13 protein-coding genes are annotated in these 17,599 nt (G+C 66.7%); 2 read left to right on the top strand and 11 right to left on the bottom strand.

The features are described 5' to 3' along the window. Positions 1 to 185 precede the first annotated feature (185 nt). From lpdA to ugpB, 8 genes are all read right to left on the bottom strand, one after another. The gene (gene lpdA, locus LDO27_RS20240) at positions 186 to 1,622 is read right to left on the bottom strand and encodes a dihydrolipoyl dehydrogenase (protein ID WP_224043676.1); all 1,437 of its coding nucleotides are present in this window, start codon (positions 1,620 to 1,622) and stop codon (positions 186 to 188) included. A gap of 87 nt (positions 1,623 to 1,709) precedes the next feature. Continuing rightward, positions 1,710 to 2,981 (bottom strand): 2-oxoglutarate dehydrogenase complex dihydrolipoyllysine-residue succinyltransferase, encoded by a 1,272-nt coding sequence (gene odhB, locus LDO27_RS20235; RefSeq protein ID WP_222203565.1) that lies wholly within the window; start codon positions 2,979 to 2,981, stop codon positions 1,710 to 1,712. Between the two features lie 96 nt (positions 2,982 to 3,077). Beyond that, the gene (locus tag LDO27_RS20230) at positions 3,078 to 5,933 is read right to left on the bottom strand and encodes a 2-oxoglutarate dehydrogenase E1 component (protein WP_222203566.1); all 2,856 of its coding nucleotides are present in this window, start codon (positions 5,931 to 5,933) and stop codon (positions 3,078 to 3,080) included. A 280-nt stretch (positions 5,934 to 6,213) separates the two neighbouring features. Next, a complete protein-coding gene (gene ugpQ, locus LDO27_RS20225) occupies positions 6,214 to 6,996 on the bottom strand; it encodes a glycerophosphodiester phosphodiesterase (RefSeq protein ID WP_224043675.1) in 783 nt (260 codons plus the stop codon). A gap of 2 nt (positions 6,997 to 6,998) precedes the next feature. Beyond that, positions 6,999 to 8,102: a sn-glycerol-3-phosphate import ATP-binding protein UgpC gene (locus LDO27_RS20220; protein WP_224043673.1), complete on the bottom strand. Its 1,104-nt coding sequence runs from the start codon at positions 8,100 to 8,102 to the stop codon at positions 6,999 to 7,001. Between the two features lie 13 nt (positions 8,103 to 8,115). Continuing rightward, complete coding sequence (gene ugpE, locus LDO27_RS20215; RefSeq protein WP_222203569.1) at positions 8,116 to 8,967, bottom strand: sn-glycerol-3-phosphate ABC transporter permease UgpE; 852 nt, start codon at positions 8,965 to 8,967, stop codon at positions 8,116 to 8,118. 54 nt (positions 8,968 to 9,021) lie between these two features. Then, complete coding sequence (gene ugpA, locus LDO27_RS20210) at positions 9,022 to 9,903, bottom strand: sn-glycerol-3-phosphate ABC transporter permease UgpA (RefSeq protein ID WP_222203570.1); 882 nt, start codon at positions 9,901 to 9,903, stop codon at positions 9,022 to 9,024. A 186-nt stretch (positions 9,904 to 10,089) separates the two neighbouring features. Next, positions 10,090 to 11,406, bottom strand: coding sequence for a sn-glycerol-3-phosphate ABC transporter substrate-binding protein UgpB (gene ugpB / locus LDO27_RS20205; protein WP_222203573.1), 1,317 nt, complete (start codon positions 11,404 to 11,406; stop codon positions 10,090 to 10,092). A 208-nt stretch (positions 11,407 to 11,614) separates the two neighbouring features. On the opposite strand from ugpB, the gene LDO27_RS20200 reads away from it, so the two are divergent. Both LDO27_RS20200 and LDO27_RS20195 read left to right on the top strand, forming a co-directional pair. Beyond that, positions 11,615 to 12,409, top strand: coding sequence for an HAD-IIB family hydrolase (locus LDO27_RS20200; RefSeq protein WP_222203575.1), 795 nt, complete (start codon positions 11,615 to 11,617; stop codon positions 12,407 to 12,409). Between the two features lie 137 nt (positions 12,410 to 12,546). Beyond that, positions 12,547 to 13,800 carry an Hsp70 family protein gene (locus tag LDO27_RS20195; RefSeq protein ID WP_224043834.1) on the top strand — a complete coding sequence of 418 codons (1,254 nt, stop codon included), beginning with the start codon at positions 12,547 to 12,549 and terminating at the stop codon, positions 13,798 to 13,800. 33 nt (positions 13,801 to 13,833) lie between these two features. Here LDO27_RS20195 and LDO27_RS20190 read toward each other — a convergent pair whose 3' ends face one another. The 3 genes from LDO27_RS20190 to LDO27_RS20180 form a co-directional block, all read right to left on the bottom strand. Then, positions 13,834 to 15,381, bottom strand: a complete 1,548-nt coding sequence (locus LDO27_RS20190; protein WP_224043671.1) for a UxaA family hydrolase — start codon at positions 15,379 to 15,381, stop codon at positions 13,834 to 13,836. A gap of 69 nt (positions 15,382 to 15,450) precedes the next feature. Continuing rightward, positions 15,451 to 16,470, bottom strand: a complete 1,020-nt coding sequence (locus tag LDO27_RS20185; protein WP_224043669.1) for a Bug family tripartite tricarboxylate transporter substrate binding protein — start codon at positions 16,468 to 16,470, stop codon at positions 15,451 to 15,453. 125 nt (positions 16,471 to 16,595) lie between these two features. Then, a complete protein-coding gene (locus LDO27_RS20180) occupies positions 16,596 to 17,549 on the bottom strand; it encodes a dihydrodipicolinate synthase family protein (RefSeq protein WP_224043667.1) in 954 nt (317 codons plus the stop codon). Positions 17,550 to 17,599: the final 50 nt, after the last annotated feature.

Below are 17,599 nucleotides of genomic sequence, written 5' to 3'. Positions count from 1 at the left end.
CCAAACCCATCGCATCCGGCGTTCACCCTCACCCCGGCCCCTCTCCCGCTGGCGGGAGAGGGGAGCAAAGCGAAAACTCACCTGGCCCCGCTGGCGGGAGAGCGGAGCAAAGCAAAAAAAAGCGCGCCGCGGATGCGACGCGCCGTCGCGCGCAAGGGAAGCACGCCTCCCCGGCGCGCGCCGTCTTACATATTGAGCTGACGCTTGTCCACGGCCAGCGCGGCTTCGCGCATGACTTCGGACATCGACGGGTGCGGATGGCAGACGCGGCCGATATCTTCGCTCGCGGCCTTGAATTCCATCGCCACCACGGCTTCGGCCACCAGGTCGGAGGCGTTGGCCGCGACGATATGCACGCCGAGGATCTCGTCGGTCTTGGCGTCGGCCAGCATCTTGACGAAGCCGTCCGAAGCGCCCATGCCCAGCGCACGGCCGTTGGCCATGAACGGGAACTGGCCCGACTTGTACTCGCGGCCTTCGGCCTTGAGCTGCTGCTCGGTCTTGCCGACCCAGGCGATTTCCGGGTAGGTGTAGATCACCCAGGGCACGCAGTTGTAGTCGATGTGCGGCTTCTGGCCGACGATGCGCTCGGCCACGGCCACGCCCTCGTCTTCCGCCTTGTGCGCCAGCATCGGGCCGCGCACCACGTCGCCGATGGCCCACAGGCCCGGCACGCTGGTGGCGCAGTGGTCGTCCACCGGAATGAAACCGCGCTCGTCGGTACCGAGGCCGACCTTGTCCAGGCCCAGCTTGTCGGTGTTGGGCACGCGGCCGACCGACACGATCAGGCGGTCGACTTCCAGCGTCTGCGCGGCGCCGTCCTTGTCGGTATAGCTGACGGTGACGTTGTTCTTGCCGGTCTTGACTTCGTTGACCTTGACGCCGAAGTTGAACTTCAGGCCCTGCTTGGTCAGCAGCTTCTGGCCTTCCTTGGCCACGCCTTCGTCGGCGGCGCCCAGGAACGTCGGCAGCGCTTCCAGCACGGTCACGTCCGCACCGAGGCGGCGCCACACCGAGCCCAGCTCCAGGCCGATCACGCCGGCGCCGATCACGCCCAGCTTCTTCGGCACCTCGGCGAACTTCAGCGCGCCCTCGTTATCGGCGATCAGCACGTTGTCGACCGGAATGCCCGGCAGATGGCGCGCCTTGGAGCCGGTGGCGATGATGACCTGCTTGGCCGTCACGACTTCGGTGCCGTCCTTGCCGGCCACTTCCACCTGGAAGCCGTCGGCGTTCTTGCCGACGAACGAGCCGTGGCCCTTGAGCAGCGCGACCTTGTTCTTGCGGAACAGGAACTCGATGCCCTTGGTCATCTTGCCGACGATATCGTCCTTGCGCTTGAGCATCTTGGCGATATCGACCTTGACGTCGCCCACGGTGATGCCGTGCGCGCCCAGGTGGTGCTGGACGTTCTCGTACTCTTCCGACGAGGCCAGCAGCGCCTTGGACGGGATGCAGCCCACGTTCAGGCAGGTGCCGCCCAGGCGCGGTTCGCCCTTGGGATCGTCATAGGGGTTGTCTTCGCAGCAGGCCACGTTCAGGCCCAGCTGGCCGGCGCGGATCGCGGCGATGTAGCCGCCGGGGCCGGCGCCGATCACCAGCACATCGAATTGTTTGCTCATGGGAATTCCTAAGTCGAGTCTCGCGCGCCGCCGCCGCGGCCGGCACCGGGCCGGCTCGTGGCGGTGGCGCGACCGCGCGTTCTGCCCTTACAGGTCCAGCAGCAGGCGTGCCGGATCTTCCAGCGCTTCCTTCATGGCCACCAGGCCGAGGACGGCTTCGCGGCCGTCGATGATGCGGTGGTCGTAGGACATGGCGAGGTAGTTCATCGGACGGATCACGATCTGGCCGTCTTCCACCACGGCGCGGTCCTTGGTCGCGTGCACGCCAAGGATGGCCGATTGCGGCGGGTTGATGATCGGGGTCGACAGCATCGAACCGAAGGTGCCGCCGTTCGAGATCGAGAACGTGCCGCCGGTCAGCTCTTCCAGCGACAGCTTGCCGTCGCGGGCCTTGGCGCCGAACTCGGCGATCTTCTTCTCGATGTCGGCCAGGCTCATCTGGTCGGCGTTGCGCAGGATCGGCACCACCAGGCCACGCGGCGAGCCCACGGCGATACCGATGTCGAAGTAGCCGTGGTACAGGATGTCGTTGCCGTCGACCGAGGCGTTGATGATCGGGTACTTCTTCAGCGCGTGGACCGCGGCCTTCACGAAGAACGACATGAAGCCGAGCTTGACGCCGTGTTCCTTCTCGAAGCGGTCCTTGTACTTGGCGCGCAGGTCCATCACCGGCTTCATGTTCACTTCATTGAAGGTGGTGAGGATGGCGTTGGTCGATTGCGACTGGATCAGGCGCTCGGCGATACGGGCGCGCAGGCGGCTCATCGGCACGCGCTCTTCCGGGCGGTCGCCCAGCGCGGCGAAGTCCACCGGGGTCGACACCTGCTGCAGCGCCGGCTTGGCGGCGGCCGGAGCCGGCGCGGGCGCGGCCTTGGCGGCCGGGGCCGAACCGGCGGCGAGCACGTCGCCCTTGGTGATGCGGCCATCCTTGCCGGTGCCGGCGACCTGGCCCGGCTGCAGGTTGGCTTCAGCCATCAGCTTGGCGGCCGAGGGCATGGCCACGCCACCGGCGGCTGCCGGGGCCGGGGCGGCGGCCGTCGAGCCGGCGACCGGCTTGGCGGCGTCGGCGGCGGCCGGAGCCGGAGCGGCAGCGGCGGGAGCCGCGGCGCCAGCGGTGGCTTCGGTATCGATCTTCGCGATGATCTCGTCGGCAACCACGGTATCGCCGTCATTCCTGATGATCTGCGACAGCACGCCGGCGGACGGCGCCGGCACTTCGAGCACGACCTTGTCGGTCTCGATCTCGATCAGGATTTCGTCCTGGGCGACAGCTTCGCCAGGCTTCTTCTTCCAGTTCAGCATGGTCGCTTCGGCGACCGATTCGGACAGTTGCGGAACCTTGACGTCAACAATAGCCATGGTTGGTATTTCCTTGTTGTATGCGTGTGATCTTGGGGCGGGCAGCAAAAAAACATGGCGGCGCGCCCTCGGCGCATGCCGCCATGTTCATCCCGGTCATTTGGACAGTACGAAGCCCTTCAGCTTGGCAAAGGCCGCATCCAGCAGCGCCTTCTGCTGCTCGTTGTGCTTGGCGTAGTAGCCCACCGCCGGCGAGGCCGAGGCGGGACGACCGGCGTAGCCGAGCTTCTGGCCTTCCGTCATGTTTTCCATGATGTAGTGCTGGACGAAGAACCAGGCGCCCTGGTTCTGCGGCTCGTCCTGGCACCACACGATTTCGGTGACGTTCGGATACTTCTTGAGCTCGGCGGCCAGCGCCTTGTGCGGGAACGGATAGAGCTGTTCCATGCGGATGATGGCCACGTCGTTGGCGCCGCGTTCCTTGCGGGTGGCAACCAGGTCGTAGTACACCTTGCCCGAGCACATGATCAGGCGCTTGACCTTGGCCGCGTTCAGTTCCTCGTGCTCCGGAATCACGGTCTGGAAGTGGCCGTTGGCCAGTTCCGAGAGCGACGAGACCGCATCCTTGTTACGCAGCAGCGACTTCGGCGTCATGATCACCAGCGGCTTGCGGAACAGACGGATCATCTGGCGGCGCAGCAGGTGGAAGATCTGGGCCGGCGTGGTCGGCTGGCAGACCTGCATGTTGTGGTCCGCGCAAAGCTGCAGGAAACGCTCGATACGGGCGGAGCTGTGTTCCGGACCCTGGCCTTCGTAGCCGTGCGGCAGCATCAGCGTCAGGCCCGAGGCGCGGCCCCACTTCACTTCGCCCGACGAGATGAACTGGTCGATCACGACCTGCGCACCGTTGACGAAGTCGCCGAACTGGGCTTCCCAGATGACCAGCGCGTTCGGCTCGGCCGTCGAGTAGCCGTATTCGAAGCCGAGCACGGCCTCTTCCGACAGCACCGAGTCGATCACCGTGAACGGCGCCTGGCCTTCGGAGACGTTCTGCAGCGGCACATAGGTGCCGGCATCCCAACGCTCGCGGTTCTGGTCGTGCAGCACGGCATGGCGGTGGGTGAAGGTGCCGCGGCCGGCGTCCTGGCCGGTGATGCGCACCGGGTAGCCCGATGCCACCAGCGAGGCGAAGGCCAGATGCTCGCCCATGCCCCAGTCCAGCGGCTGGTCGCCACGGCCCATGTTGGCGCGGTCCTTGACCACGCGCTCCACCAGCGGATGCAGCTTCAGGTGCTCGGGGATCGTGGTGATCCGCTCGGCCAGGCGCTTCAGTTCGGTCACCGGCACGGCGGTGTCGGCGGCGTCCGTCCACTTGCGGTTCAGGAACGGCATCCAGTCCACGGCGAACTTGTTCTTGAAGTTCGACAGCACCGGGTCGACCGTATGCTTGCCCGCGTCCATGGCCGCGCGGTATTCCTTGACCAGCTCGTCGCCGAACTCGGCCGGCACCACGTTCTGCGTGGCCAGCTTGTCGGCGTACAGCTTGCGCGTGCCCGGATGCTGGGCGATCTTCTTGTACATCAGCGGCTGCGTGACCGCCGGGGTGTCCTGCTCGTTGTGGCCCAGCTTGCGGTAGCAGATGATGTCGACCACGACATCCTTCTTGAACTCCATGCGGAAGTCCACCGCCAGCTGCATCGCGAACACCACGGCTTCGGGATCGTCGCCGTTCACGTGCAGCACCGGAGCCTCGATCATCTTGACCACGTCCGTGCAATACAGCGTCGAACGCGAGTCGCGCGGATCGGAGGTGGTGAAGCCGATCTGGTTGTTGATGACGATGTGCATGGTGCCGCCCGTGCCGTAGCCGCGGGTCTGCGCCAGGTTCAGCGTCTCCATCACCACGCCCTGGCCGGCGAAGGCCGCGTCGCCGTGCACCTGCACGGGCAGCACTTCGCGATGGCCGGCGTCTTCGCCGCGGCGTTCCTGGCGGGCCTTGACCGAGCCTTCCACCACCGGGTTGACGATTTCCAGGTGCGACGGGTTGAACGCCAGCGACAGGTGCACCGGGCCGCCCGGGGTCGACACATCGCTGGAGAAGCCCTTGTGGTACTTGACGTCGCCGGCCGGCAGGTCGTCGACGTGCTTGCCTTCGAACTCGGCGAACAGGTCCGCCGGCATCTTGCCCAGCGTGTTGACCAGCACGTTCAGGCGGCCGCGGTGGGCCATGCCGATGACGATTTCCTGCACGCCCTTGCTGCCGCTGTGCTGGATCAGTTCATCCATCGCGGCGATAAAGACGTCGCCACCTTCCAGCGAGAAGCGCTTCTGGCCGACGTACTTGGTATGGAGGAAACGCTCCAGGCCCTCGGCGGCGGTCAGGCGCTCGAGAATGTGCTTCTTCTTGTCAGCGGTGAACACCGGCTTGGAACGCGTGGTTTCCAGGCGCTCCTGCCACCAGCGCTTCTGCGCCTGGTCGCTGATGTACATGAATTCGGCGCCGATGCTGCTGCAATACGTTTCGCGCAGGTTGTTGAGCAGCTCGCGCAGGCTCATCGTTTCCTTGCCGAAATAGGTATTGCTGGCGTTGAAAACGATATCGAGATCGCTTTCGGAGAAACCGTAGAAGGCCGGATCCAGGTCAGGCAGGGGCGGACGCTCCTGGCGCTGCAGCGGATCGAGATTGGCCCAGTGCGAACCGATATTGCGGTAGGCGGCGATCAGCTGCGTCGCGGCCACGCGCTTGCGGCCCATGTCCGCATCGGCGGAGGCGACGATGGTGCGGATCGGGCCCTGCTTGGCGCGCTCGGCGAACGAAGCGACGATCGGGGCGTGGGGAATATCGGGGGAATTGGAACCGTCGACGGCCGGCACGTTCTGCATCGCGTCGAAATACGCGCGCCAGTTGTCGGGGACCGAGGAGGGATTCTGGAGATAAGCCTCGTACAGCTCTTCCACATACGGGGCGTTACCGCCGAAGAGGTACGAATTGCTCTGGTACTGCTGCATCATGGGGCGCTCACTATTCTCCGGGAATGCCGGAGTTCAGCGGGTTTATCAACCTTCCGCGACACGGCTTGACCGGTTAGCGGATTGCAAACAACTCTTGGAGGCCGCCCCATTATGCAAACGGCACCAACACGGGTGCCGGAAACACGCTAAGCAGGAGGCCCGAAAGGGCAAGTTGTGCGGGGAAGGACCTAAGTCTTCACTGCGCGTAAGAATAGCACGTTTGCACAAATGTCCAGCACCTTTTCGTGATACGGAACGATTTTGCAACACGCGCCGGGATTCAGGCCGACGGGGGAATCAAATCCACCGCGTCGGTAATCAGCCCATCCAGCCCCCAATCCAGCAGTTGCGCCGCGCGGGCCGGGTCGTTGACCGTATAGCAGGCCACGCGAAACCCCGCTTCATGCGCGGCGGCGATGACTTGTGCATTCAGCTCGCGGTGATTGGCGTCCAGCGCCACGCACTCCAGCCGGCGCAGCCGCTCCAGCCAGTCGGCCGGCAGCCGGTCCAGCAGCAAGGCGCGCGGCAGGTCCGGCGCCACGGCGCGGGCCGCCTCCAGCGCCACCTCCGAGAACGAGGACAGCAGCGGCGGCACCTCGGCGCCGGCCCACAGCGACAGCGCATCGAGCGCCACCGCCGCGCCGGTGCGCGCCTCGGTGCCCGGCACGGGCTTGATCTCGATATTGACGTGCAGGCCGTTGGCGCGGGTATAGCGCGCCACCGCTGCCAGCGTGGGCATCGGCTCGCCGGCATAGGCGGGGCTGTGCCAGCCGCCGGCGTCCAGCTGCGCCAGTTCGGCGAAGGTAAGCGTGTCCATGCGGCCGCGGCCGCTCGTGGTGCGGTCCAGCGTCGCGTCGTGCAGCAGCATCGCCCGCCCGTCGCCCGAGAGCTTCACGTCGAACTCGAACATCCGGTAACCGAACGACGCCCCGTGGCGCATCGCCGCCAGGGTGTTTTCCGGCGCCAGCTTGCCCGCGCCGCGGTGGGCGATATGCCGCGGATACGGCCACGGGGCCAGCGATGCGGCGGCCGGCGCGGAAGAGGACGGGTTGGACGCGCTCATGCTCAGGCCTCGATGCGCTTGCCGGTGGTTACGTCGAAGAAGTGCAGATGGTCGGCCGACGCGGTGACCGGCAGGCGGTCGCCCGAGGCCACCCGCTGATGGCTCTCGAGCCGCACCACGACCGGCTGGCCGCCCAGCGTGCCGTAGGCGAACGAGTCGGCGCCCAGCGCCTCGACCACGCGCACATCGATATGGGCGATGGCCTGCTCGCTCGCGCACGGCTCGATGTGTTCCGGGCGCAGGCCCAGCAGCGCGCGCTCGGGCAGATGCAGGCCCATCGGCAGATGGCCCAGCGTGGCGTCGGTCACCGCGCCGTCGGCGCCGGTCACGCGCATCGCCACCTCGTCGCGCTGGCCGGCGTCGTTGCGGGCCACCGGCACCAGGTTCATCGGCGGCGAGCCGATGAAGCTGGCGACGAAGGTGCTGGCTGGCTTGCTGTAGACCTCCAGCGGCGTGCCGATCTGCTCCACCCTGCCCCCGTTGAGCACCATCATGCGGTCGGCCAGCGTCATCGCCTCGACCTGGTCGTGGGTGACATAGAGGCTGGTGGTGCGCAGCCGGCGGTGCAGCTCCTTCAGCTCCAGGCGCATCTGCACGCGCAGCTTGGCGTCCAGGTTCGACAGCGGTTCGTCGAACAGGAACACCGCCGGCTCGCGCACGATGGCGCGGCCCATGGCCACGCGCTGGCGCTGGCCGCCGGAGAGCTGGCGCGGCTTGCGCTCCAGCAGCGGACCCAGTTCGAGGATGCCGGCGGCGTGGCGCACGCGCTGGTCGATCTCGGCCTTGGCCATGCCGCGGATCTTCAGGCCGTAGGCCATGTTGTCGTACACGCTCATGTGCGGATAGAGCGCGTAGTTCTGGAACACCATCGCGATATCGCGCTCGGCCGGTTCCAGCTGGTTGACGACGCGGTCGCCGATATGGACCTCGCCGCCGGTGATCGTTTCCAGCCCCGCGACCATGCGCAGCAGCGTGGACTTGCCGCAGCCGGAGGGGCCCACGATCACGATGAATTCGCCGTCGGCGATTTCCATGTCGATGCCGTGCACGACGGCGACGTTGCCGGCGTAGGTCTTCTGTACGTTACGAAGCGACAGTTTTGCCATGTCTGATTCTTTGTTATTTCTCGGTTTCGACCAGGCCCTTGACGAACCATTTCTGCATCAGGATCACCACCACCGCGGGCGGGATCATGGCCAGCATCACGGTGGCCATCACCAGATTCCAATCGGTCGTGGCATCGCCGGAGCGCGAGATCATCTGGGTGACGCCCACCACCACCGGCGTCATCGACTTTTCCGTGGTGATCAGGAGCGGCCACAGGTACTGGTTCCAGCCGTAGATGAACTGGATCACGAACAGCGCCGCGATGCTGGTCTTGGACAGCGGCAGCAGCACGTCGCGGAAGAAGCGGATCGGACCGGCGCCGTCGATGCGCGCGGCCTCGGCCAGTTCGTCGGGGATGGTCAGGAAGAACTGCCGGAACAGGAAGGTGGCCGTCGCCGAGGCGATGATCGGCACCGTCAGCCCGAAGTAGCTGTTGAGCATGCCCAGGTCCGACACCACCTTGTAGGTCGGCAGGATGCGCACTTCCACCGGCAGCATCAGCGTGATGAAGATCATCCAGAAGAAGGTCTTGCGCAGCGGAAACTTGAAATACACCACCGCGAAAGCCGAGATGATCGAGATGGCGATCTTCCCGAGCGCGATGCCCAGCGCCATGATCATGCTGTTCATCAGCATCGTGGACACCGGCGCGGCCGCCACGCCCGTCCCGCCCTTGAACAGCACAGTCGCGTAGTTGGACAGGAAGTGGCTGCCCGGGATCAGCGTCATCGGCGCGTCCAGCACCTCCTCGGCGGTCAGCGTCGAGGCGACGAAGGTCACATAGACCGGGAACGCCACGATCACGATGCCGATGATCAGCACCAGGTGGGTCAGGAAATCCAGAAAAGGTCGTCGTTCTACCATGTTTGCTTGGCCATGTTCGTCAGGCTATCGGAGCGCCGCCGCGGGGGCGTCCGTTCAATACTGGACCTTGCGCTCCACGTAGCGGAACTGCACCACGGTCAGCGCGATCACGATCACCATCAGCACCACCGACTGCGCCGCGGAGCCACCGATGTCCATGCCGCGGAAGCCGTCGTGGAACACCTTGTACACCAGCGTATTGGTCGAGTTGAAAGGACCGCCGTGGGTCACCGCGTCGATGATCGCGAAGGTGTCAAAGAACGCGTACACCACGTTGATCACCAGCAGGAAGAAGGTGGTCGGCGACAGCAGCGGGAACACGATGGACCAGAAACGGCGCCACGGGCCAGCGCCGTCGATGGCCGAGGCCTCGATCAGCGACTTCGGGATGCTCTGCAATCCCGCGAGGAAGAACAGGAAGTTGTAGCTGACCTGCTTCCATGCCGCCGCGATGATCACCAGCAGCAGCGCCTGGTTGCCATTGAGCAGGAAGTTCCACTCGACGCCGCCCTTGCGCAGCGCGTACGCCACCACGCCCAGCGTGGGGTTGAACAGGAACATCCACAGCACGCCGGCCACGGCCGGCGCGACCGCATACGGCCAGATCAGCAGCGTCTTGTAGGCCATCGCCCCGCGCAGCACGCGATCCGCGAAGTAGGCCAACAGCAGCGCGAACGACATGCCCAGCAGCGCCACGCCGGCGGCGAACACGGCCGTGATGCGGAACGACTCCAGGTAGAGCGGGTCGTTCCACAGCGTGCGGAAGTTGTCCAGGCCGACGAACTCCAGGCTGATGCCGAAGGCGTCCTGCTGCAGCACGGACTGGTACAGGGCCTGGCCCGCGGGCCAGAAGAAGAAAATCAGCGTGATGGCGATCTGCGGCAGCACCAGCAGATACGGCAGCCATCGAGAACGGAACACGACCCGTTTTTCCATGCGCTATCAGTGTGAATGGGCGCCAGGGCTGCGGCGCCGAATCAGATCGGGCGCCAGCGCGCCCTTATGCTTGTCTTGTCGCCGCCGGGCGGAACCCGGCAAGCAAAACGGGCGGTAGTGTGATCCACCGCCCGTCGCACCGCCACCCCTGTGGAGGGGGGCGGCCATTCCGGCTGACCGCCGCGCTTATTCGCGCGCGGTCTTCTGGAAACGCTCCAGCAGCTCGTTGCCGCGCTTGACCGCGGTATCCAGCGCTTCCTTCGGCTCCTTCTTGCCGGCCCACACGGCTTCCAGTTCCTCGTCGACCACGGTACGGACCTGCACCATGTTGCCGAGGCGCACGCCGCGCGACTTGTCGGTGGTCTTGACGACCATCTGTTGCACCGACACGTCGGCACCGGGGTTCTTGTCGTAGTAGCCGGACTTCTTGGTCAGCTCATAGGCTTCCATCGTGACCGGCAGGTAGCCGGTGGCCTGATGCCAGTCCGCCTGGATCTCCGGGCGCGACAGGAAGGTAAAGAACTTGGCTACGCCCTTGTACTCCTCCGGCTTCTTGCCACCCATCACCCACAGCGAAGCGCCGCCGATGATGGTGTTCTGCGGCGCGCCCTCGACATCCGGATAGTACGGCAGCTGCGACACGCCGAACGCGAACTTGGCGTTCTTGCGGACGTTGGCGAGCGTCGCCGACGAACCGGTGAACATCGCGCATTCGCCGTTGTAGAACTTGCCCTGCGATTCCGCCTTGCGGCCGCCGTAGCTGAAATACCCCTTCTTGACCATGTCCTGCAGATTGCCGATGTGCTTGACGTGCAGCGGGGAGTTGAAGGCCAGGCGCGTATCGGTGCCGCCGAAGCCGTTGTTCTTGCTGGCGAACAGCGTGTTATGCCAGGCCGAGAAGCTCTCCAGGTGCACCCAGCCCTGCCAGTCGGTGGTGTAGGCGCAGTTGCCGCCCGAGGCCTTGATCTTGGCCGAATACTGCATTACCTCGGGCCAGGTCTTGGGCGGCTTGTTCGGATCCAGGCCGGCCTTCTTGAAGGCGTCCTTGTTGTAATAGAACACCGTGGTCGAGCTGTTGAACGGGAACGACAGCATCTCGCCCTTGGCCGACGTGTAGTAGCCCGCGACGGCCGGGATGTAGCGCTTCTGGTCGAACGATTCGCCGGCTTCCTTCATCACGGTGGAGACCGGCTTGATGGCGCCCTTGGCGCTCATCATGGTCGCGGTGCCCACTTCGAATACCTGCAGGATCGCGGGCGAGCCGCCCGCGCGGAAGGCCGCGATGCCGGCGGCCATGGTTTCGTCGTAGTTGCCCTTGTTGACCGGGACGACCTTGTAGTCGGACTGGCTGGCGTTGAACTTGTTGGCGATCTCGTTCACCTTGTCGTTCAGCGCGCCCTGCATGGCGTGCCACCACTGGATTTCCACGGCGGCCTGCGCCTGACCCGCACCGGCCATCAGCGCGATGGCGGCGAGCTTGAGTGCATTACGTTTGACGGACATCGACTTCACTCCTTTTCTTATTGCTTCATTCGGATCCAACGGACCCGAATCTATGTACTTTTTGTGACAGCCGGATGTTACATCGCCAAGGGATAAATGGAAATCCGAGCATTTCCCCCAATGTTTTCCCCCCTGGCGGGGTCCGAATGGGATATGACCGCACGGTGACATCGCCAAAACGGCGGGCCGGCCGGTACAATCCGCCGCCATGCAAGCACTGAGCACCCTCTCCCCCGCCGCCCTGCGCAAGGTGCGCGGCGTCCTGACCGATATCGACGGCACCCTCACCACCGACGGCCGGCTGCCGGCCTCGACCTACATGGCGCTGGACCGCCTCAAGCAGGCCGGCCTGCACGTGATACCGGTCACCGGCCGCTGCATCGCGTGGGCCGAAATCCTGACGCGGCTATGGCCCGTGGACGCGATCATCGGCGAAAACGGCGCCTTCTATTCGTATCTGCGCGACGGCAAGCTGGTCACGCGCTATCTGGACGACGCGGCGACCCGGGCCGACAACCTGGCCCGCATCCACGCGCTCGGCGAGCGCATCGTGCGCGAGGTGCCCGGCTGCGCGCTGGCCTCGGACCAGGCCTGGCATGCCGCCGACCTCGCCATCGACCATGCCGAGGACGTGGCGCCGCTGCCGCCGGCCAGCGTGGACCGCATCGTGGCGCTGATGCGCGAAGCCGGCATGACGGCCACGGTGAGCTCCATCCATGTCAACGGCTGGTTCGGCGACCACGACAAGCTGACCATGAGCCGGCTGTGCGCGGCCGAACTGCTGGGCGCGGACGTCGATGCCGCGCGCGACGAGTGGCTGTTTATCGGCGACTCGGCCAACGATGCGGCGATGTTCGCGCATTTCCCGCTGTCGGTCGGCGTGGCCAATGTGCGGGAGATCCTGCCGCTGCTGCCCAGCCCGCCCGCCTACGTCACCGAAGCGGCCTGCGGCGAAGGCTTCGCCGAGATGGCCGACCGGCTGCTGGCCGCGCGCAACGCCTGACCTCGCCGGAAGCCCCGGCCGGCGCGCCGCTGGGCGGGCCGGCCGCGTCTTGCTATCATGCCCGGCTGCCGCGCCCCGACCCTGTCCGGGCGCGGCCCCTCCTTTGCTCTTCCGTTCCCCCTTCCTGCAGGAGCCCCCTGATGTCTAACGCGTGCGGCGTCGACTTCGGCACGTCCAATTCCACCGTCGGATGGATCCGGCCGGCGCACCCGACCCTGTTGCCGCTCGAGGATGGCAAGGACACGTTGCCCTCGGTGATCTTCTTCCACGCCGACGACCCGCTGGTCAGCTATGGCCGCGCGGCGCTGACCGACTATCTGGCCGGCTATGAAGGCCGGATGATGCGTTCGCTGAAGAGCCTGCTCGGCACCTCGATGATGGACGACAGCACCGAGGTGATGGGCCGGCCCATGCCGTTCCGCACCCTGCTCGCCCACTTCATCGGTGAGTTGAAGGCGCGCGCCGAGCGCGCCGCGGGCACCGCCTTCGACCGCGCCGTGCTGGGCCGCCCGGTGTACTTCATCGACGACGACCCGCAGGCCGACCGCCTGGCCGAAGACACCCTGCGCGAGATCGCGGCGGCCGCAGGCTTCAAGGACGTGGAATTCCAGTTCGAGCCGATCGCCGCGGCGTTCGACTACGAGGCCACGATGACGCGCGAGGAACTGGTGCTGGTGGCCGATATCGGCGGCGGCACCTCGGACTTCTCGCTGGTGCGCCTGTCGCCCGAGCGCGCGGCGAAGACCGACCGGCGCGAGGACATCCTGGCCAATGGCGGCGTGCATATCGGCGGCACGGACTTCGACAAGTACCTGAGCCTGGCCAGCGCCATGCCGTATCTCGGACTGGGCAGTTCGCTCAAGAACGGCAAGGCCATGCCGTCGGGCTACTACTTCGACCTGGCAAGCTGGCACACCATCAATCTGATCTACACGCGCAAGGCGTGGGCGCACGTGATGGACAACTACCGCGATGCCGCGGACACCGTGCCGCTGGACCGGCTGGTCCGGCTGATCAAGGAACGCGCCGGACACTGGCTGGCGATGCAGGTGGAAGACGCCAAGATCGCGCTGTCCACGCAGGACGCCACGGCCGTCGACATGGGCCGCATCGCACCTGGGGAATCGCTGGAGATCACGCGCCCGCAGTTCGACGACGCCATCGGCAAGCTGGTGACGAAGATCGAAACCACGGTCCAGGGGCTGCTGCGCACGGCCGGCATCGGTGCGGACGCGGTGGATACCATCCTGTTTACCGGCGGCTCCAGCAGCGTGCCGGTGCTGCGCCAGCGCCTGGCCGCGCTGCTGCCCGCGGCCAAGAACATCGAGGGCGACCGTTTCGGCGGCATCGGCTCCGGCCTCGCGCTGGACGCGCGCCGCAAGTTCGCCTGAGGCAAGCCCGGGGCCCGCGTCCCCGGCGCGGCATCAGCTCATGATGCCGATATGCCAGGGCACGAACTCGTTGTCGCCCAGCCCCAGCATTTCGCTCTTGGACGGCTGCCCGGAGGCGGTGCGCAGCATCAGCTGGAAGATCTCCTCGCCCACCTGCTCGATGGTCTTCTCGCCGTCGAGGATGGTGCCGCAGTTGATGTCCATGTCCTCCTCCAGCCGCCGGTACATCGGCGAGTTGGTGGCCAGCTTCAGGCTCGGCACCGGCTTGGCGCCGAACATCGAGCCGCGCCCCGTGGTGAAGGCGATCAGGTTGGCGCCGCCAGCGATCTGGCCGGTGGCCGACACCGGGTCGTAGCCCGGCGTATCCATGAAGACCAGGCCCTTCTGCGTCACCGGCTCGGCATAGCGGTAGACCTCCATCAGCGGCCCCGTGCCGCCCTTCATCGACGAGCCCAGCGACTTCTCGAAGATATTGGCCAGCCCGCCCATCTGGTTGCCCGGACTGACCTGGCCGTTGATCTGCACGTCGCGGCCGACCGAATACTCCTCCTTCCACCAGCGCACCCGCTCGAGCAGCTTCTCGCCGACCGCCCGGCTCGCGGCCCGGCGCGTCAGCGTGTGCTCGACGCCGTAGATCTCGGGCGTCTCCGACAGGATGGCGGTGCCGCCATGGCGCACCAGCAGGTCCACCGCCGCGCCCAGCGCCGGATTGGCGGTGATCGACGAGAACCCGTCCGAACCGCCGCATTGCAGGCCCACGGTCAGATGGCTGGCCGGCACCGGCCGGCGCTCGACGCGGTTGGCCTCGGGCAGCAGTTCCATCACCGCCGCGATGCCCGCCTCGATGGTCTTGCGCGTGCCGCCGGTGTCCTGCATCACGAACGTGCGCAGCAAGGGGCCGTCCTCCAGCGACTGGGTCTCCAGCAGCCCCTTGAGCTGGTTGCGCTCACAGCCCAGCCCCACGATCAGCGTGCCGCCAAGGTTCGCATGGCGCGCGTAGCCGGCCATGGTCCTGCGCAGCAGGTCCATCGGCTCGCCGGTCATTTCCATGCCGCAGCCCAGCGAATGGCTGAACGCCACCACGCCGTCCACGTTAGGGAAGTCCGCCAGCCGCTCGGGCGTAAACCAGTCGGCGATCTTGCGCACCACGGTGGCCGAGCAGTTCACGGTGGACAGGATGCCCACGTAGTTGCGCGTCGCCACGCGGCCATCCGCCCGCACGATGCCGTCGAAGGTCGCCTGCCGCGCGGCGGGCACCGGCTCGACGGGCACGTAGTCACGGGCATGTGCGTAGTCGCGCTCGTACTCCTGGAAGCTGACGTTGTGCGAATGCACGTAGCTGCCCGCCGGAATATCGGTGGCGGCAAAGCCGATGCAGACGTTGTACTTGACGATCGGCTCGCCGGCGCGAATGGCGCGCGCGGCGATCTTGTGCCCGGCCGGCACCTGGCCGCGCGTGGTCCAGGTCTGGCCCGGCACCTGCGCGCCGATGCCGACGTTGATGCGGGCGACCAGCACGTTGTCGGCCGGATGCAGCCGGATGCAGGGTCCGATGATGCTTTTTTCGTGGCGGGTTTCCATACAGCCTTCCGTGGTGCGTGGGGATTGATATCGGCGCGCGAGGGGCGCCGTACTGCCTGGCCCGGCGGGCTATTCCGGCCGGATATTGGCGGACTTGACCACCGTGGCCCACTTGGGCACTTCGCTGGTCATGAACTTGCCGAACTGCTCGGGATTGGTGCCAAGGATGGTCAGGCCCTGCTCGGCGAACTTGGTGCGCAGCCCCGGCTCCTTCAGCGCCTGCCCGACCTCGTCGCTGATGCGGGCGGCCACGGGTCGCGGCGTGCTGGCCGGCACGAACAGGCCGTACCACGTCAGCACCTCGAAGTCCTTCAGGCCGGCTTCGGCGACCGTGGGCACCTGCGGCAGGCCGGGGGCGCGCGCCAGGCTCGACACCGCGATCGCCTTCAGCTTGCCGGACTTGATGAAGGGGGCGGCCACCGGCACGTTGGCGAACATCACCGGCACGTTGCCTGCCATCACGTCGGTCAGCGCGGCCGACTCGCCCTTGTAGGGCACGTGCGTCAGCTTGATGCCGCTCATGGTGTTGAACAGTTCGCCGGCGATGTGCTGCGGACCGCCGGGCCCGGACGACGCATAGCTGGCCAGCTTGCCGGCGCGCACCAGCTCGCCCACTTCCTTGACGGTGCTGGCCGGCACCGACGGATTGACCACCATCACCAGCGGCATCGAGACGACCTGCGTGACCGGCAGGAAGTCCTTCAGCGGATCGAACGGCAGCTTGCCGTACATGCTGGGCGCGATCACCATCGTGGACTGCGACGCCAGCATGATCGAGTAGCCGTCCGCCGCCGACTGCGCGACATTGGTCGCCGCGATGGTGCCGGTGGCGCCGGGGCGGTTCTCGACCACCACCGACTGCCCCATCTGTTTGGACAGTTGCGCGCCGAGCTGGCGCGCCACGATATCCGCCCCGCCGCCCGGGGCGAAGCCCACGACGATGCGGATGGGCTTGCTGGGAAATCCGTCGGTGGTGGCCGACGCCGGCGCCGCAGCGCCAATGGCGAAGCCGGCGACGGCGGACACGGACGCGCACAGTGCGAGGCGCAAGCCCGCGCGGCGCGGCGCGGGCGTGGATGGGAACGTCATGGTGGTCTCCTGTGGGTGTTGTAGTTATTGCGACGGCCCCAATTCTAGGAACCGCTGCCCCACGGAAACAGCAGCGCGCGGCTGCTTCAAACGATAAATATTTTTTCGTCTGCCACCGCGCGCCATCACGCCGAGGCGAGCCCCGCCGCGCGCGGGTCGTGCCGCGCGAGCCGCGACAGCAGGTGGTCGACCTCGGCGCGCGCCTGCGCCGACATGGCCGCCGCCGGCTTGCGCTGCGCCGCCGAGCTCAGCAGGCCGCGGCGCATCAGCACGTACTTGCGCACGGCCAGTCCCACGCCGGGCTGCTGCTCGTAGCGCAGCAGCGGCAGGTGGGCGTCGAACAGGTCATGCGCCTCCTCGCGGCGGCCCTCGGCCTGCAGCCGCACCACGTCGCACAGCATGTCGGGAAACGCGTAGCCGGTATTGGCGCCATCGGCGCCCCGCTCCACCTCGTAGTCCAGGAACAGGCCGTTGTTGCCGCACAGGATGGAGATATGCCGCATCGAGCCGTCGCGCTCGAAGCCGCGCAGCGCCGAGATCTTCTCCAGTCCGGGCCAGTCCTCGTGCTTGAGCATGACGCACGAGGGCAACTCCTGCACGATGCGGCGGATCACGCCGGGCGTCATCTGCACCGAGAACGTCAGCGGATAGTCCTGCAGCACGAACGGCACGTCGGCGCCGATGGCCTCGACGGCCTGGCGGTAGTAGCCGACGATCTGGTCGTCGGTGCGCAGCGTGTTCGGCGGCGCGATCATCACGCCGGCGGCGCCGCGGTCCATGACCTCGCGGGTCAGCGCGCGCATGGCGGCAAAGCCGGGGGCGGAGACGCCCACCACTACCGGCAGCCTGCCGGCGCGGCGGATCATGCGCTCGGCCACGTCCACCGACTCCGCGTGTTCGAGCTTGGGCGCCTCGCCGAGCTGGCCGAGCACGGTCACGCCGGTGGCGCCGCAGGCCAGGTAGAAATCGGTGATGCGGTCGATCGAATCGACGTCGATGGTGCCGTCCTCGAAGAACGGCGTGGGGGCGATCGGGAAGACGCCGCGGGCGTCCGCGGTCAGTGGCGTGTTGGCTGGCATCGTGTCTCCTGCGGTGTTGGCGGGCCGTCATGCGCGGCGGCGGCGAACAG

The organism is Cupriavidus respiraculi, from assembly GCF_914271545.1.
Lineage (GTDB): Bacteria > Pseudomonadota > Gammaproteobacteria > Burkholderiales > Burkholderiaceae > Cupriavidus > Cupriavidus respiraculi.
Note: the sequence above shows the minus strand (reverse complement) of the source record. Positions and strands in the feature narration are given on the sequence as shown.

Coding starts and splice junctions, on each gene's coding strand:
- lpdA (WP_224043676.1), bottom strand. CDS start 1,622: ATGAGCAAACAATTCGATGTGCTGGTGATCGGCGCCGGCCCCGGCGGC.
- odhB (WP_222203565.1), bottom strand. CDS start 2,981: ATGGCTATTGTTGACGTCAAGGTTCCGCAACTGTCCGAATCGGTCGCC.
- LDO27_RS20230 (WP_222203566.1), bottom strand. CDS start 5,933: ATGATGCAGCAGTACCAGAGCAATTCGTACCTCTTCGGCGGTAACGCC.
- ugpQ (WP_224043675.1), bottom strand. CDS start 6,996: ATGAGCGCGTCCAACCCGTCCTCTTCCGCGCCGGCCGCCGCATCGCTG.
- LDO27_RS20220 (WP_224043673.1), bottom strand. CDS start 8,102: ATGGCAAAACTGTCGCTTCGTAACGTACAGAAGACCTACGCCGGCAAC.
- ugpE (WP_222203569.1), bottom strand. CDS start 8,967: ATGGTAGAACGACGACCTTTTCTGGATTTCCTGACCCACCTGGTGCTG.
- ugpA (WP_222203570.1), bottom strand. CDS start 9,903: ATGGAAAAACGGGTCGTGTTCCGTTCTCGATGGCTGCCGTATCTGCTG.
- ugpB (WP_222203573.1), bottom strand. CDS start 11,406: ATGTCCGTCAAACGTAATGCACTCAAGCTCGCCGCCATCGCGCTGATG.
- LDO27_RS20200 (WP_222203575.1), top strand. CDS start 11,615: ATGCAAGCACTGAGCACCCTCTCCCCCGCCGCCCTGCGCAAGGTGCGC.
- LDO27_RS20190 (WP_224043671.1), bottom strand. CDS start 15,381: ATGGAAACCCGCCACGAAAAAAGCATCATCGGACCCTGCATCCGGCTG.
- LDO27_RS20185 (WP_224043669.1), bottom strand. CDS start 16,470: ATGACGTTCCCATCCACGCCCGCGCCGCGCCGCGCGGGCTTGCGCCTC.
- LDO27_RS20180 (WP_224043667.1), bottom strand. CDS start 17,549: ATGCCAGCCAACACGCCACTGACCGCGGACGCCCGCGGCGTCTTCCCG.